The 14,197-nt window shown below is 51.0% G+C and carries 22 protein-coding genes; 17 read left to right on the forward strand and 5 right to left on the reverse strand.

Features of this window, described 5'->3' with window-relative positions; genetic code table 11:
* Positions 1-4: 4 nt before the first annotated feature.
* From rplF to arfA, 15 genes are all read left to right on the forward strand, one after another.
* Entirely contained in the window at positions 5-538 is a 534-nt protein-coding gene (rplF, locus tag A8O29_RS02610) for a 50S ribosomal protein L6 (protein WP_110512467.1), read from the forward strand.
* Between the two features lie 9 nt (positions 539-547).
* Positions 548-901, forward strand: a complete 354-nt coding sequence (gene rplR, locus A8O29_RS02615) for a 50S ribosomal protein L18 (protein ID WP_006817270.1) — start codon at positions 548-550, stop codon at positions 899-901.
* Positions 902-915: 14 nt separating this feature from the next.
* A complete protein-coding gene (rpsE, locus tag A8O29_RS02620) occupies positions 916-1,416 on the forward strand; it encodes a 30S ribosomal protein S5 (RefSeq protein WP_002438697.1) in 501 nt (166 codons plus the stop codon).
* A gap of 5 nt (positions 1,417-1,421) precedes the next feature.
* Positions 1,422-1,601, forward strand: a complete 180-nt coding sequence (rpmD, locus tag A8O29_RS02625) for a 50S ribosomal protein L30 (protein ID WP_004846568.1) — start codon at positions 1,422-1,424, stop codon at positions 1,599-1,601.
* Between the two features lie 3 nt (positions 1,602-1,604).
* Positions 1,605-2,039: a 50S ribosomal protein L15 gene (gene rplO, locus A8O29_RS02630; RefSeq protein ID WP_110512468.1), complete on the forward strand. Its 435-nt coding sequence runs from the start codon at positions 1,605-1,607 to the stop codon at positions 2,037-2,039.
* A gap of 8 nt (positions 2,040-2,047) precedes the next feature.
* Positions 2,048-3,379 (forward strand): preprotein translocase subunit SecY, encoded by a 1,332-nt coding sequence (secY, locus tag A8O29_RS02635; protein WP_110512469.1) that lies wholly within the window; start codon positions 2,048-2,050, stop codon positions 3,377-3,379.
* Between the two features lie 30 nt (positions 3,380-3,409).
* Entirely contained in the window at positions 3,410-3,526 is a 117-nt protein-coding gene (gene rpmJ / locus A8O29_RS02640) for a 50S ribosomal protein L36 (RefSeq protein WP_000868187.1), read from the forward strand.
* Positions 3,527-3,673: 147 nt separating this feature from the next.
* Complete coding sequence (gene rpsM / locus A8O29_RS02645; RefSeq protein ID WP_097165006.1) at positions 3,674-4,030, forward strand: 30S ribosomal protein S13; 357 nt, start codon at positions 3,674-3,676, stop codon at positions 4,028-4,030.
* Positions 4,031-4,046: 16 nt separating this feature from the next.
* Positions 4,047-4,436 carry a 30S ribosomal protein S11 gene (gene rpsK / locus A8O29_RS02650; protein ID WP_043081126.1) on the forward strand — a complete coding sequence of 130 codons (390 nt, stop codon included), beginning with the start codon at positions 4,047-4,049 and terminating at the stop codon, positions 4,434-4,436.
* A 33-nt stretch (positions 4,437-4,469) separates the two neighbouring features.
* The gene (gene rpsD, locus A8O29_RS02655) at positions 4,470-5,090 is read left to right on the forward strand and encodes a 30S ribosomal protein S4 (protein WP_097165007.1); all 621 of its coding nucleotides are present in this window, start codon (positions 4,470-4,472) and stop codon (positions 5,088-5,090) included.
* Between the two features lie 25 nt (positions 5,091-5,115).
* Complete coding sequence (locus tag A8O29_RS02660) at positions 5,116-6,105, forward strand: DNA-directed RNA polymerase subunit alpha (RefSeq protein WP_110512470.1); 990 nt, start codon at positions 5,116-5,118, stop codon at positions 6,103-6,105.
* Between the two features lie 40 nt (positions 6,106-6,145).
* Positions 6,146-6,532, forward strand: coding sequence for a 50S ribosomal protein L17 (rplQ, locus tag A8O29_RS02665; protein WP_001216372.1), 387 nt, complete (start codon positions 6,146-6,148; stop codon positions 6,530-6,532).
* Positions 6,533-6,637: 105 nt separating this feature from the next.
* Positions 6,638-7,009, forward strand: coding sequence for a DnaJ family domain-containing protein (locus tag A8O29_RS02670; RefSeq protein WP_125354999.1), 372 nt, complete (start codon positions 6,638-6,640; stop codon positions 7,007-7,009).
* Positions 7,009-7,434: a Zn(2+)-responsive transcriptional regulator gene (zntR, locus tag A8O29_RS02675; RefSeq protein ID WP_125354998.1), complete on the forward strand. Its 426-nt coding sequence runs from the start codon at positions 7,009-7,011 to the stop codon at positions 7,432-7,434. The genes A8O29_RS02670 and zntR overlap by 1 nt, the downstream gene beginning before the upstream one ends.
* Positions 7,435-7,491: 57 nt before the next feature.
* Positions 7,492-7,707: an alternative ribosome-rescue factor ArfA gene (gene arfA, locus A8O29_RS02680; protein WP_125354997.1), complete on the forward strand. Its 216-nt coding sequence runs from the start codon at positions 7,492-7,494 to the stop codon at positions 7,705-7,707.
* Here the strand turns inward: arfA and mscL are convergent, their stop codons facing one another.
* From mscL to def, 5 genes are all read right to left on the reverse strand, one after another.
* Positions 7,708-8,118, reverse strand: a complete 411-nt coding sequence (mscL, locus tag A8O29_RS02685) for a large-conductance mechanosensitive channel protein MscL (RefSeq protein ID WP_110512474.1) — start codon at positions 8,116-8,118, stop codon at positions 7,708-7,710.
* A gap of 145 nt (positions 8,119-8,263) precedes the next feature.
* Positions 8,264-9,640, reverse strand: a complete 1,377-nt coding sequence (trkA, locus tag A8O29_RS02690; protein WP_110512475.1) for a Trk system potassium transporter TrkA — start codon at positions 9,638-9,640, stop codon at positions 8,264-8,266.
* Positions 9,641-9,661: 21 nt separating this feature from the next.
* Complete coding sequence (gene rsmB, locus A8O29_RS02695; protein WP_125354996.1) at positions 9,662-10,951, reverse strand: 16S rRNA (cytosine(967)-C(5))-methyltransferase RsmB; 1,290 nt, start codon at positions 10,949-10,951, stop codon at positions 9,662-9,664.
* A gap of 51 nt (positions 10,952-11,002) precedes the next feature.
* Positions 11,003-11,950, reverse strand: a complete 948-nt coding sequence (fmt, locus tag A8O29_RS02700) for a methionyl-tRNA formyltransferase (RefSeq protein WP_125354995.1) — start codon at positions 11,948-11,950, stop codon at positions 11,003-11,005.
* Between the two features lie 14 nt (positions 11,951-11,964).
* Positions 11,965-12,474 (reverse strand): peptide deformylase, encoded by a 510-nt coding sequence (def, locus tag A8O29_RS02705; protein WP_110512478.1) that lies wholly within the window; start codon positions 12,472-12,474, stop codon positions 11,965-11,967.
* Between the two features lie 129 nt (positions 12,475-12,603).
* Between def and dprA the strand changes: the two genes are divergently transcribed.
* Positions 12,604-13,728: a DNA-protecting protein DprA gene (dprA, locus tag A8O29_RS02710; RefSeq protein ID WP_125354994.1), complete on the forward strand. Its 1,125-nt coding sequence runs from the start codon at positions 12,604-12,606 to the stop codon at positions 13,726-13,728.
* A complete protein-coding gene (smg, locus tag A8O29_RS02715) occupies positions 13,700-14,173 on the forward strand; it encodes a DUF494 family protein Smg (protein ID WP_110512480.1) in 474 nt (157 codons plus the stop codon). Before dprA ends, smg begins: the two co-directional genes overlap by 29 nt.
* Positions 14,174-14,197: the final 24 nt, after the last annotated feature.

A 14,197-nucleotide genomic window follows, 5' to 3' on the forward strand; every position in this document is an offset into this window, starting at 1 on the left:
AAAAATGTCTCGTGTTGCTAAAGCACCGGTCGTTGTTCCTGCCGGCGTTGATGTAAAAATCGACGGTCAGGTTATTACGATCAAAGGTAAAAACGGCGAGCTGACTCGTACTCTCAACGCTGCTGTTGAAGTTAAACATGCTGATAATGCTCTGACCTTCGGTCCACGTGATGGTTTCGTGGATGGTTGGGCTCAGGCTGGTACCGCGCGTGCCCTGCTGAACTCAATGGTTGTCGGTGTTACCGAAGGCTTCACTAAGAAGCTGCAGCTGGTTGGTGTAGGTTATCGTGCAGCGATCAAAGGAAACGCAGTAAACCTGTCTTTAGGTTTCTCGCATCCTGTTGAACATCAGCTGCCAGCAGGTATTACTGCAGAATGTCCGACTCAAACTGAAATCGTGCTGAAAGGCGCTGATAAGCAGGTGATCGGTCAGGTTGCAGCAGATCTGCGCGCCTACCGTCGTCCTGAGCCTTATAAAGGCAAGGGTGTTCGTTACGCCGACGAAGTCGTGCGTACCAAAGAGGCTAAGAAGAAGTAAGGTAACACTATGGATAAGAAATCTGCTCGTATCCGTCGTGCGACCCGCGCACGCCGCAAGCTCCAAGAGCTGGGCGCAACTCGCCTGGTGGTACATCGTACCCCGCGTCATATTTACGCACAGGTAATTGCACCGAACGGTTCTGAAGTTCTGGTAGCTGCTTCTACTGTAGAAAAAGCTATCTCTGAACAACTGAAGTACACCGGTAACAAAGACGCTGCAGCAGCTGTGGGTAAAGCTGTCGCTGAACGCGCTCTGGAAAAAGGCATCAAAGATGTTTCTTTTGACCGTTCCGGGTTCCAATATCATGGTCGTGTCCAGGCACTGGCAGATGCTGCCCGTGAAGCTGGCCTCCAGTTCTAAGGTAGAGGTGTAAGATGGCTCACATCGAAAAACAAGCTGGCGAACTGCAGGAAAAGCTGATCGCGGTTAACCGCGTATCTAAAACCGTAAAAGGTGGTCGTATTTTCTCCTTCACAGCTTTGACTGTAGTTGGTGATGGTAACGGTCGCGTAGGTTTTGGTTACGGTAAAGCGCGTGAAGTTCCAGCAGCGATCCAGAAAGCGATGGAAAAAGCCCGTCGCAATATGATTAACGTCGCGCTGAACCACGGCACCCTGCAACACCCTGTAAAAGGTGTTCACACGGGTTCTCGTGTATTCATGCAGCCGGCTTCTGAAGGTACCGGTATCATCGCCGGTGGTGCAATGCGCGCCGTCCTGGAAGTCGCTGGAGTTCATAACGTTCTGGCTAAAGCGTATGGTTCCACCAACCCGATTAACGTGGTTCGTGCAACTATCGATGGCCTGGAAAATATGAATTCTCCAGAAATGGTCGCTGCCAAGCGTGGTAAATCCGTTGAAGAAATTCTGGGGTAATGACCATGGCAAAGACTATTAAAATTACTCAAACCCGCAGTGCAATCGGTCGTCTGCCGAAACACAAGGCAACGCTGCTTGGCCTGGGTCTGCGTCGTATTGGCCACACCGTAGAACGCGAGGATACTCCCGCTGTTCGTGGTATGGTCAACGCGGTTTCCTACATGGTTAAAGTTGAGGAGTAAGAGATGCGTTTAAATACTCTGTCTCCGGCCGAAGGCTCCAAAAAGGCGGGTAAACGCCTGGGTCGTGGTATCGGTTCTGGTCTCGGTAAAACCGGTGGTCGTGGTCACAAAGGTCAGAACTCTCGTTCTGGCGGTGGCGTACGTCGCGGTTTCGAGGGTGGCCAGATGCCTCTGTACCGTCGTCTGCCGAAGTTCGGTTTCACTTCACGTAAAGCAATGATCACAGCTGAAGTTCGTCTGTCTGATCTGGCTAAAGTAGAAGGCGACGTTGTAGACCTGAACACGCTGAAAGCGGCTAACATTATCGGTATCCAGATCGAATTCGCGAAAGTGATTCTGGCTGGTGAAGTAACTCGTCCGGTAACTGTTAACGGCCTGCGCGTGTCTAAAGGCGCTCGTGCTGCTATCGAAGCTGCTGGCGGTAAAATTGAGGAATAAGTAGCAGAATGGCTAAGCAACCGGGATTAGATTTTCAAAGTGCCAAAGGTGGGTTCGGCGAACTGAAACGCAGACTTCTGTTTGTGATTGGTGCGCTGATTGTGTTCCGTATTGGCTCTTTTATTCCGATCCCTGGTATCGATGCCGCTGTACTTGCCAAACTGCTTGAGCAACAGCGAGGCACCATCATTGAAATGTTTAACATGTTCTCTGGTGGTGCTCTCAGCCGTGCTTCTATCTTTGCCTTGGGTATCATGCCGTACATTTCGGCATCGATCATTATCCAGCTGCTGACGGTAGTTCACCCGACGCTGGCAGAGATCAAGAAGGAAGGGGAATCTGGCCGTCGTAAGATTAGTCAGTACACCCGCTACGGCACTCTGGTGCTGGCAATATTCCAGGCAACCGGTATTGCTACCGGTCTGCCGAATATGCCTGGTATGCAAGGCCTGGTGATTAATCCGGGCTTTGCATTCTACTTCACCGCTGTTGTAAGTCTGGTCACAGGGACTATGTTCCTGATGTGGCTCGGCGAACAGATTACTGAACGTGGTATCGGTAACGGTATCTCGATCATTATCTTCGCCGGTATCGTTGCGGGTCTCCCGCCGGCCATCGCCCATACTATCGAGCAAGCGCGTCAAGGCGACCTGCACTTCCTCCTGTTGCTGTTGGTTGCAGTATTAGTATTTGCAGTGACCTTCTTTGTTGTGTTTGTTGAACGTGGTCAACGCCGCATTGTGGTAAACTACGCGAAACGCCAGCAAGGTCGTCGTGTCTATGCTGCACAGAGCACACATTTACCGCTGAAAGTGAATATGGCGGGGGTAATCCCGGCAATCTTCGCTTCCAGTATTATTCTGTTCCCGGCGACCATCGCGTCATGGTTCGGGGGCGGTACTGGTTGGAACTGGCTGACAACAATTTCGCTGTATTTGCAGCCTGGGCAACCGCTTTATGTGTTACTCTATGCGTCTGCAATCATCTTCTTCTGTTTCTTCTATACGGCGTTGGTTTTCAACCCGCGTGAAACAGCAGATAACCTGAAGAAGTCCGGTGCATTCGTACCAGGAATTCGTCCGGGAGAACAAACGGCGAAGTATATCGATAAAGTAATGACCCGCCTGACTTTGGTTGGTGCGTTGTACATCACTTTTATCTGCCTGATCCCGGAGTTCATGCGTGATGCAATGAAAGTGCCGTTCTACTTCGGTGGAACATCGTTACTTATCGTTGTTGTCGTGATTATGGACTTTATGGCTCAAGTGCAAACTCTGATGATGTCTAGTCAGTATGAGTCTGCATTGAAGAAGGCGAACCTGAAAGGCTACGGCCGTTAATGGTCGCCTGAGAAGTTACGGAGAGTAAAAATGAAAGTTCGTGCTTCCGTCAAGAAATTATGCCGTAACTGCAAAATCGTTAAGCGTGATGGTGTCATCCGTGTGATTTGCAGTGCCGAGCCGAAGCATAAACAGCGCCAAGGCTGATTATTTCGCATATTTTTCTTGCAAAGTTGGGTTGAGCTGGCTAGATTAGCCAGCCAATCTTTTTGTATGTCTGTACGTATCCATTTGAGTATCCTGAAAACGGGCTTTTCGGCATGGTGCGTACATATTAAATAGTAGGAGTGCATAGTGGCCCGTATAGCAGGCATTAACATTCCTGATCAGAAACATGCCGTGATCGCATTAACTTCGATCTTCGGTGTCGGCAAAACTCGTTCCAAAGCCATTTTGGCGGCGGCGGGCATTGCTGAAGATGTTAAGATCAGTGAGCTGTCTGAAGAACAAATCGACACGCTGCGTGACGAAGTTGCCAAATTTGTCGTTGAAGGTGATCTGCGCCGTGAAATCAGCATGAGCATCAAGCGCCTGATGGATCTTGGTTGCTATCGCGGTTTGCGTCATCGTCGTGGTCTGCCAGTGCGCGGTCAACGTACGAAGACCAACGCACGTACCCGTAAGGGTCCGCGCAAACCGATCAAGAAATAATCGGGGTGATTGAATAATGGCAAAGGCACCAGTTCGTGCACGTAAGCGTGTAAGAAAACAAGTCTCTGACGGCGTGGCTCATATCCATGCTTCTTTCAACAACACCATCGTTACCATCAGCGATCGCCAAGGTAATGCACTGGGTTGGGCAACAGCCGGTGGTTCCGGTTTCCGTGGTTCACGCAAATCCACTCCGTTTGCAGCTCAGGTTGCAGCAGAGCGTTGCGCTGAAGCCGTAAAAGATTACGGTATCAAGAATCTGGAAGTTATGGTCAAAGGTCCGGGTCCGGGTCGCGAATCTACCATTCGTGCTCTGAACGCCGCTGGTTTCCGCATCACTAATATTACTGATGTGACTCCGATCCCTCATAACGGTTGTCGTCCGCCGAAAAAACGTCGCGTATAACGCCACGTTTTCCAGGTTAGTTGGAGATAGAAAATGGCAAGATATTTGGGTCCTAAGCTCAAGCTGAGCCGTCGTGAGGGCACCGACTTATTCCTTAAGTCTGGCGTTCGCGCGATCGATACCAAGTGTAAAATTGAACAAGCTCCTGGCCAGCACGGTGCGCGTAAACCGCGTCTGTCTGACTATGGTGTGCAGTTGCGTGAAAAGCAAAAAGTTCGCCGTATCTACGGTGTGCTGGAGCGTCAGTTCCGTAACTACTACAAAGAAGCAGCACGTCTGAAAGGCAACACCGGTGAAAACCTGTTGGCTCTGCTGGAAGGTCGTCTGGACAACGTTGTATACCGTATGGGCTTCGGCGCTACTCGTGCTGAATCACGTCAGCTGGTTAGCCACAAAGCTATCATGGTAAACGGTCGTGTTGTTAACATCGCTTCTTATCAGGTTAAAGCGAATGACGTTGTCAGCGTTCGTGAGAAAGCGAAAAAGCAATCTCGCGTGAAAGCCGCTCTTGAGCTGGCTGAGCAGCGTGAAAAGCCAACCTGGCTGGAAGTTGATGCTGGCAAGATGGAAGGTACGTTCAAGCGTCAGCCTGAGCGTTCTGATCTGTCTGCGGACATTAACGAACACCTGATCGTCGAGCTTTACTCCAAGTAAAGCTTAGTACCAAAGAGAGGACACAATGCAGGGTTCTGTGACAGAGTTTCTAAAACCGCGCCTGGTCGATATCGAGCAAGTGAGTTCGACGCACGCCAAGGTGACCCTTGAGCCTTTAGAGCGTGGCTTCGGCCATACTTTGGGTAACGCACTGCGCCGTATTCTGCTCTCATCGATGCCGGGTTGCGCGGTGACCGAGGTTGAGATTGATGGTGTACTTCATGAGTACAGCACCAAAGAAGGCATTCAGGAAGATATCCTTGAAATCCTTCTCAACCTGAAAGGGCTTGCGGTGAGAGTTCAGGGTAAAGATGAAGTTATTCTTACTCTGAATAAATCTGGCATTGGCCCTGTGACCGCAGCCGACATCACCCACGACGGTGATGTTGAAATCGTCAAGCCGCAGCATGTTATCTGCCACCTGACCGATGAGAACGCATCTATTAATATGCGTATCAAAGTTCAGCGCGGTCGTGGTTATGTGCCGGCTTCTGCCCGAATTCATTCGGAAGAAGATGAGCGCCCAATCGGCCGTCTGCTGGTCGACGCCTGCTACAGCCCTGTAGAGCGTATTGCCTACAATGTTGAAGCAGCGCGTGTTGAGCAGCGTACCGACCTGGACAAGCTGGTCATCGAAATGGAAACCAACGGCACAATCGATCCTGAAGAGGCGATTCGTCGTGCGGCAACCATTCTGGCGGAACAACTTGAAGCTTTCGTTGACTTACGTGATGTACGTCAGCCGGAAGTTAAAGAAGAGAAACCAGAGTTCGATCCGATCTTGCTGCGCCCTGTTGACGATCTGGAATTGACTGTCCGCTCTGCTAACTGCCTTAAGGCAGAAGCTATCCACTATATCGGTGATCTGGTACAGCGTACCGAGGTTGAGTTGCTGAAAACGCCGAACCTGGGTAAAAAATCTCTTACCGAGATTAAAGACGTGCTGGCTTCTCGTGGTCTGTCACTGGGCATGCGCCTGGAAAACTGGCCGCCGGCAAGCATTGCTGACGAGTAACCGGATCACAGGTTAAGGTTTTACTGAGAAGGATAAGGTCATGCGCCATCGTAAGAGTGGTCGTCAACTGAACCGCAACAGCAGCCATCGCCAGGCTATGTTCCGCAATATGGCAGGTTCACTGGTTCGTCATGAGATCATCAAGACGACCCTGCCTAAAGCGAAAGAGCTGCGTCGCGTAGTTGAGCCGCTGATTACTCTTGCCAAGACTGATAGCGTTGCTAATCGTCGTCTGGCATTCGCCCGTACTCGTGATAACGAGATCGTGGCAAAACTGTTTAACGAACTGGGCCCGCGTTTCGCGAGCCGTGCCGGTGGTTACACTCGTATTCTGAAGTGTGGCTTCCGTGCAGGCGACAATGCGCCGATGGCATACATCGAGCTCGTTGATCGTTCTGAATCGAAAGCAGAAGCAGCTGCAGAGTAATCTGCAGTGATTTGAAAAAACCCGCTTCGGCGGGTTTTTTTATACCCTCAGAATCCCCACTTCACTACAATAACAGTACTATTTTCGTTCACCCGGACGCGCACGATGTGGTTACTAGATCAGTGGGCCGAGCGTCATATTAACGATGCACAAAGCAAAGGTGACTTTGATTCCCTGCCTGGCAGCGGTGAGCCTCTGCTTCTTGATGACGATTTGCATGTTCCTGTGGAATTGCGAGCAGGCTATCGGCTACTTAAAAATGCGGGATGTTTGCCTCCAGAACTGGAGCAGCGTAAAGAGGCCGTTGAACTTGCCGATCTTTTAAAGGAGATCCGCCAAGACGATCCTCGTTTCACTGAACTCCAGCGCCGTCTTACTCTGCTTGAACTCAAACTGCGACAGTCTGGAATTAACACTGATTTTTTACGCGGTGAGTATGCCGATGAGCTGCTCAACAAAATCAACGAGGAGCCATAATGTTCCGTATTGGTGAACTGGCAAAGCTTGCTGGCGTAACACCCGACACCATCCGCTATTATGAAAAACAGCAGATGATGGATAACCCTGTGCGCACCGAAGGGGGCTTCCGACTTTATACCGACAGTGACCTGCAGCGCTTACGTTTCATTCGTCACGGCAGCCAGTTAGGATTTACGCTTGAAGCGATTCGTGAGCTTCTATCCATCCGTGTCGATCCTGAACATCACACCTGTCAGGAATCGAAAGGTATTGTTCAGGCGCGACTGAGTGAAGTTGAAGCCAGAATTGCGCAGCTGGAAACCATGCGACGTTCTTTGCAGCGCCTAAATGACGCATGCTGTGGAACTGCGCACAGCAGCGTTTATTGTTCAATCCTTGAAGCTCTGGAGCAAGGAGCAGAAACGGATAAGGCAGGATGTTGATTTCACAACAACCCGGGATTACACTCCCGCCGTCTTCTACACAAAATCGGAGAAAATATGAGCCGCTATCAGCACACGAAGGGGCAAATCAAAGACAACGCGATCGAAGCGTTACTTCATGACCCGCTGTTTCGCCAACGCGTTGAGAAAAGTAAGAAAGGGAAAGGGAGTTTTGAGCGCAAGGGCAAACACGGTAACCGGGGCAATTGGGAGGCCAGTGGCAAGAAAGTGATTCACTTTTTTACCACTGGCCTTCTGCTTTCAGTGTCCTGATTAAGAACGTGTATTTTGTTCTTTCAGAAGGTCACGAATTTCAGTCAGCAGAACTTCTTCTTTCGTTGGCGCAGGTGCTGCCGCCGGTTCTTCTTTTTTACGATTCAGTTTGTTGATCAGTTTGATTGCCATAAAGATGGCAAAGGCCACGATTACGAAATCAAAGATGTTCTGAATGAATATTCCGTAGTGCATAACAACTGCCGGGACATCACCCTGCGCGGCGCGCAGCGTCACGGCAAACTGCTTAAAGTCGACCCCGCCGATCACTAATCCCAACGGGGGCATAATAATATCGGCAACCAGTGACGATACTATTTTACCGAATGCCGCACCAATAATGACACCCACTGCCAAATCAACAACGTTTCCGCGCATCGCGAATTCGCGAAACTCTTTAATAATGCTCATTTTATTCTCCTTGTGCCAGCTGACATTTATAAGTTTAACAAATGTTTAGTCGATTTCCATTACAGACGGGATGTCAGATGGAATAAATAACCCATAAATAATAAAGGGTTAATAAAAAAGGTGCTCATTTGAGCACCTTTTACGGTTACAGGAAGAAGGGACTTGGTTGGAAGAGTCGCTCGACGTCTGTAATAAACTTTTTATCCGTCAGGAACATAATGACGTGGTCGCCTTGCTCAATGCGTAAATTATCGTTGGCGATCAGCACTTCATTGCCGCGAACTACGGCGCCAATGATTGTGCCTGGCGGTAGCTTAATATCGTCAATTACGCGACCGACTACCCGGGATGTACTTTCATCCCCATGGGCCACGGCCTCAATGGCTTCTGCCACACCGCGACGAAGAGAAGATACGCCGACGATATCCGCTTTACGCACATGGCTTAGCAGTGCAGAAATGGTCGCTTGCTGAGGAGAAATCGCGATGTCAATCACGCTCCCCTGAACCAGGTCGACATATGCCCGGCGTTGGATCAGTACCATGACCTTTTTGGCACCCATGCGTTTTGCCAGCATGGCCGACATGATGTTCGCTTCGTCATCGTTGGTGACCGCAATGAAGAGATCAACTTGATCGATATGCTCCTCAGCCAATAATTCCTGATCCGAAGCATCACCGTAAAATACGATCGTGTTCTGCAGTTTCTCAGCCAGTTCGGCAGCGCGTTGCTGATCGCGTTCGATCAACTTCACGCTGTACTCTTTCTCCAGGCGGTGTGCCAGTCCGGCCCCGATATTCCCACCGCCGACAAGCATGATGCGTTTGTACGGTTTTTCCAGTCGTTGAAGTTCACTCATTACTGCGCGAATGTGTTGTGATGCGGCAATGAAGAAGACTTCATCGCCCGCTTCGACGATGGTCGAACCCTGTGGACGGATCGGCCTGTCATGACGGAAAATCGCCGCAACGCGGGTATCGATATGCGGCATATGTTCGCGCATTGTGGAGAGTGCATTTCCGACCAGAGGCCCGCCATAGTAAGCTTTCACCACCGCCAAGCTGACTTTCCCTTCCGCGAAATTGACGACCTGTAATGCACCCGGATACTCAATCAGGCGATACATGTTATCGATCACCAGCTGTTCCGGCGCGATCAGGTGATCGATCGGCACAGCCTCTGAATGGAAAAGTTTGTCAGCGTCACGAACGTAGTCAGGTGAACGAATACGAGCAATGCGGTTCGGTGTGTTAAATAATGAATAGGCAACCTGACAGGCCACCATATTTGTTTCGTCAGAGCTGGTTACTGCGACCAGCATATCAGCATCATCCGCGCCTGCTTCACGCAAAACACGAGGATGCGAGCCATGACCCTGCACAACGCGAAGATCGAACTTATCCTGCAGGCTGCGTAACCGGTCACCGTTGGTATCTACCACGGTGATATCGTTGTTTTCGCCGACGAGGTTCTCCGCCAGCGTGCCACCCACTTGTCCGGCACCCAGTATGATAATTTTCATCAGTCGCGATCCGTTATTTCATCACTGTTTGATTAGCTTAGCGTAAAAGAATCCGTCGCCTTCTTCTGCCGCTGGCAGATTCTGCACACCCGGACGCTCTGCGCTGCCAGTTTCGTGGAGTACCGCATCAGGCGTGCGTTTCAGGAACGCGGAAATTTGCTCGCAGTTTTCTTCCGGCAAAATTGAGCAGGTCGCATACACCAAGGTGCCACCTGTTTTAAGGTGCGGCCAAGTTGCATCCAGAATTTCGCTCTGTAGCTGTGCCAATTCGGCAATATCGCGATCGCGGCGTAGCCATTTGATATCCGGATGGCGGCGGATGACTCCCGTTGCTGAACAGGGTGCATCCAAAAGGATACGATCGAACTGTTGTTCGCCGCACCACTGTGCTGGATAGCGGCCATCGCCCTGTTTGACGTCGGCTTTCATGCCCAGACGTTCCAGGTTTTCATACACGCGTGACAGGCGCTGTTCGTCAACGTCGACGGCCATCACGCTTGCTTCCGGCGCGACTTCCAGAATATGAGTTGTTTTACCGCCTGGAGCCGCACATAAATCCAGAATGGCCTCTCCATTTTTCGGCATCAAATAGTTCATGCAGCCTTGTGCCGAAGCATCTTGCACCGTCACCCAACCTTCCTCGAAACCAGGTAGGGCAAATACCGGTGCCGGTGTTTCCAGGCGCACGGCATCGGGATACGCATTATGCGCAAAACCCTTCATGCCTGCCTGGTCCAGCAATGCCAGCCATTCATCGCGTGAATGATGATTACGGTTAACACGCAACCACATTGGCGGACGCAGGTTGTTCGATTCAAGAATGGATTGCCACTGTTGTGGATAAGCTTTCTTGATGCGTTTTACCAGCCAGGCAGGGTGCAGGAAACGACTTTCCGTCGCGGCAAATTCTTCAAGCAGCGCTTCTTGATTACGCTGGAACTGGCGCAGCACGCCATTGATCAGCCCTTTCAGCTGCGGTCGCTTGATGGCAACCGCACCTTCTACCGTTTCGGCAAGAGCTGCATGGGGAGGAATTCGGGTATGCAGCAGCTGATAAAAACCTACCATGATCAGGTAATGCACGGTGCGCTGTTTACCGGTCATCGGACGCGCCATCAGCTTGTTGACCAGCCAGTCTAGCTGGGAGAGCGTGCGCAGCACGCCGAAGCTCAGTTCTTGTAATAGCGCTCTGTCTTTATCAGCCACTTTTTGCTGCATGGCGGGCAGGACATTGCTTAAAGACTGGCCTTGTTCCAGCACTTGCTCAACGGCAAGGGCTGCCAGACTACGTAAATTTGTATTTTTTTTCATAAGCGTAAAAATGAAAAGGCCCGGCAATACCGGGCTTGAAGTAAGGGGACGTCAGGCAAGACGGTTACCGGGAATAAACCACTCCCGGCGCGAATTTAAAAGATCCTGTGCGCTCATGGCTTTTTTACCTGCGGGTTGCAGCGATAGCAGGTTCAGGATGCCATTACCGGTCGCGACCTGAATACCATGTTTATTGGCATCGACAATGGTGCCCGGCGCGGCGTCTATTTCAGTGCGGATAACGGATGCCTGCCAAACTTTGACCGGTTGACCATCAATCTCAAGCCAGCTCATTGGCCATGGGTTAAAGGCTCGAATGCAACGCTCAAGTTGCTCCGCCGACAATGACCAGTCGACGCGCGCTTCTTCTTTACTGAGCTTTTCGGCATGAGTGACCAGCGCTTCATCCTGAACTTCAGGTTTTGCTGTGCCGTTTGCCAGCTGCTTCAGTGTTTCGATCAGGCCCTGTGGACCCATCTCTGCGAGCTTATCGTACAGCGAACCGCTGGTATCTTCTGCGGTAATCGGGCAGGAGAGTTTATGCAGCATATCGCCGGTATCAAGACCCACATCCATCTGCATGATGGTGACGCCGGTTTCGGCATCTCCAGCCCAAAGTGAACGCTGGATGGGTGCAGCGCCACGCCAGCGCGGCAGCAGTGAACCGTGAACGTTAATGCAGCCCAGACGCGGCATATCCAGAACCGCTTTCGGCAGGATTAGACCATAGGCAACGACGACCATAATGTCGGCGTTTAGGTCGGCAACGAGCTGCTGGTTTTCCTGAGGACGCAGTGATGCAGGCTGGAAAACCGGTAGACCTTTTTCTTCTGCCAGCACTTTAACCGGGCTTGGCATCATTTTTTTACCGCGCCCGGCTGGCCTGTCTGGTTGGGTGAAGACGCCAACCACCTGGTGTCCAGACGACAACAGCGCGTCTAGATGACGCGCTGCAAAGTCAGGAGTACCAGCAAAAATAATGCGGAGTGATTCTGACACGTTAATTCTTATCCTTAAGCACGAGCGTTCAGTCGATCCAGTTTCTCAACTTTCTGACGGATGCGCTGTTGTTTCAGCGGGGACAGATAATCGATAAACAGTTTGCCGACCAGATGGTCCATTTCGTGCTGAATGCAGATTGCCAGCAGGCCATCGGCTTCTAATTCGTAAGACTTACCTTCACGATCCAGTGCGCGGATTTTCACTTTCTCGGCGCGCGGAACCAGTGCCCGCTGTTCAGGAATCGACAGGCAGCCTTCTTCAATACCGGTATCGCCGCTTTTTTCCAGCAGCTCTGGGTTGATCAACACCAGCTGTTCTGCACGATCTTCAGACACGTCAATGACGATGATGCGCTGATGGATGTCGACCTGAGTTGCGGCCAGACCAATACCTTCTTCGGCGTACATCGTTTCGAACATATCATCGACGATGCGCTGAATTTCTGCATTTACTTCTTTAACCGGCTCTGCGACTTTGCGAAGACGCTCGTCCGGAATATGTAACACTTGCAAAACTGACATAATTATCCAGAGTTGTGTTCAGGAGTTGGAAAGTTTATTACCTCTATTCTAGACAAAACCCCCTCTGATTGACAGCATGACTGACCAATCGCAAAGATTGCCGGGACTGCTTGTGGCAAGGGGAAAAGGATGACACCCACAGAAATATGGCTCCGTCTGATAACGGTCAATGGGTTATACGGCGACACGCTGTTCGCGCTGGCGCAACGGTTGATATCTACAGATTCAATTAATGCCGACGTTTTGCGTGAAAACGGGTTTTCAGCGAAGCACACCAAACAATTCTTCTCACTATCCCAACGCATTCTGGACGACACTCAGAATTGGTTAGCAATACCTGAGCATTCCCTGCTTTTCGCCGATCACCCTGATTACCCTGCCTCATTACGAGCGATCGTCGACTATCCGGGCATTTTGTTTGTCGCGGGGGATGTAAAACTATTGGCGTCGCCACAAATCGCGATTGTCGGCAGTCGGGATCACTCGTGGTACGGCGAGCGGTGGGGGCGCATTTTCAGCGAAGCGCTAGCCAGAAAAGGCATGACGATAACCAGCGGGATGGCGCTAGGCATCGATGGTGTGGCACATCGCGCTGCATTGGATGCATCCGGGAAAACCATTGCGGTATTGGGCAACGGACTGTTTCATACCTATCCACGACGGCATGCGCAACTGGCTCAGCGTATTGTTGAGAATGGCGGGGCGCTGGTGAGTGAATTCCCATTGGCACAGCCGCCTTTTCCCGCCAATTTCCCACGGCGAAATCGGATTATCAGCGGGCTCAGCAGTGGGGTCCTGGTGGTGGAGGCGGCGATAAAAAGCGGCTCTCTGGTCACCGCCAGAACCGCGCTAGAGCAGGGCCGGGATGTTTATGCCGTTCCTGGGCCTTTAGGGAGCCCCGGTTCTGAAGGGCCACACTGGTTGATTAAGCAGGGTGCGATACCTGTGACGTCAGTAGAAGACATCCTGGAAAATTTGCAATATGGGCGACATCCGTTGCCAGATGAGGCTGAAAAATCAAATTATTCCCCGGATACGGAGCTTGCAGCATTGCCATTTCCAGAGCTCCTGGCTAACGTAGGAGATGAGGTAACACCTGTTGACGTTGTCGCTGAACGTGCCGGCCAACCTGTGCCAGTGACGGTAGCCCAACTACTCGAACTGGAGTTAGCAGGATGGATCGCAGCTGTACCCGGCGGCTATGTCCGATTAAGGAGGGCATGCCATGTTCGACGTACTGATGTATTTGTTTGAGACTTACATCCATAACGAAGCAGAGATGCGGGTGGATCAGGATAAGCTGACGCAGGATCTTACTGACGCCGGTTTTGATCGTGAAGATATCTACAACGCACTGCTGTGGTTGGAAAAGCTGGCTGATTATCAGGAAGGGCTCACCGAGCCAATGCAGCTTGCTTCAGATCCACTCTCTGTTCGTATTTATACCGCAGATGAGTGCCAACGGCTGGATGCCAGTTGCCGGGGATTCTTGTTATTCCTGGAGCAGATTCAGGTGCTAAACCTCGAAACGCGTGAAATGGTGATCGAACGCGTTATGGCGCTGGATGCCACAGAGTTTGAGTTGGAAGATTTGAAGTGGGTGATTCTGATGGTGCTGTTCAACATCCCGGGCTGTGAAAATGCCTATCAGCAGATGGAAGAATTACTCTTCGAAGTAAATGAAGGTATGCTGCACTAATTCAATTGCGCAGCGACAAGAGTT

Origin of the sequence: Scandinavium goeteborgense (genome assembly GCF_003935895.2) — a bacterium.
Classification (GTDB): domain Bacteria; phylum Pseudomonadota; class Gammaproteobacteria; order Enterobacterales; family Enterobacteriaceae; genus Scandinavium; species Scandinavium goeteborgense.

Bases quoted from the DNA above. Each gene is read 5' to 3' on its own strand.
- rplF (WP_110512467.1), top strand. From the start codon at position 5: ATGTCTCGTGTTGCTAAAGCACCGGTCGTTGTTCCTGCCGGCGTTGAT.
- rplR (WP_006817270.1), top strand. From the start codon at position 548: ATGGATAAGAAATCTGCTCGTATCCGTCGTGCGACCCGCGCACGCCGC.
- rpsE (WP_002438697.1), top strand. From the start codon at position 916: ATGGCTCACATCGAAAAACAAGCTGGCGAACTGCAGGAAAAGCTGATC.
- rpmD (WP_004846568.1), top strand. From the start codon at position 1,422: ATGGCAAAGACTATTAAAATTACTCAAACCCGCAGTGCAATCGGTCGT.
- rplO (WP_110512468.1), top strand. From the start codon at position 1,605: ATGCGTTTAAATACTCTGTCTCCGGCCGAAGGCTCCAAAAAGGCGGGT.
- secY (WP_110512469.1), top strand. From the start codon at position 2,048: ATGGCTAAGCAACCGGGATTAGATTTTCAAAGTGCCAAAGGTGGGTTC.
- rpmJ (WP_000868187.1), top strand. From the start codon at position 3,410: ATGAAAGTTCGTGCTTCCGTCAAGAAATTATGCCGTAACTGCAAAATC.
- rpsK (WP_043081126.1), top strand. From the start codon at position 4,047: ATGGCAAAGGCACCAGTTCGTGCACGTAAGCGTGTAAGAAAACAAGTC.
- rpsD (WP_097165007.1), top strand. From the start codon at position 4,470: ATGGCAAGATATTTGGGTCCTAAGCTCAAGCTGAGCCGTCGTGAGGGC.
- A8O29_RS02660 (WP_110512470.1), top strand. From the start codon at position 5,116: ATGCAGGGTTCTGTGACAGAGTTTCTAAAACCGCGCCTGGTCGATATC.
- rplQ (WP_001216372.1), top strand. From the start codon at position 6,146: ATGCGCCATCGTAAGAGTGGTCGTCAACTGAACCGCAACAGCAGCCAT.
- A8O29_RS02670 (WP_125354999.1), top strand. From the start codon at position 6,638: ATGTGGTTACTAGATCAGTGGGCCGAGCGTCATATTAACGATGCACAA.
- zntR (WP_125354998.1), top strand. From the start codon at position 7,009: ATGTTCCGTATTGGTGAACTGGCAAAGCTTGCTGGCGTAACACCCGAC.
- arfA (WP_125354997.1), top strand. From the start codon at position 7,492: ATGAGCCGCTATCAGCACACGAAGGGGCAAATCAAAGACAACGCGATC.
- mscL (WP_110512474.1), bottom strand. From the start codon at position 8,118: ATGAGCATTATTAAAGAGTTTCGCGAATTCGCGATGCGCGGAAACGTT.
- trkA (WP_110512475.1), bottom strand. From the start codon at position 9,640: ATGAAAATTATCATACTGGGTGCCGGACAAGTGGGTGGCACGCTGGCG.
- rsmB (WP_125354996.1), bottom strand. From the start codon at position 10,951: ATGAAAAAAAATACAAATTTACGTAGTCTGGCAGCCCTTGCCGTTGAG.
- def (WP_110512478.1), bottom strand. From the start codon at position 12,474: ATGTCAGTTTTGCAAGTGTTACATATTCCGGACGAGCGTCTTCGCAAA.
- dprA (WP_125354994.1), top strand. From the start codon at position 12,604: ATGACACCCACAGAAATATGGCTCCGTCTGATAACGGTCAATGGGTTA.
- smg (WP_110512480.1), top strand. From the start codon at position 13,700: ATGTTCGACGTACTGATGTATTTGTTTGAGACTTACATCCATAACGAA.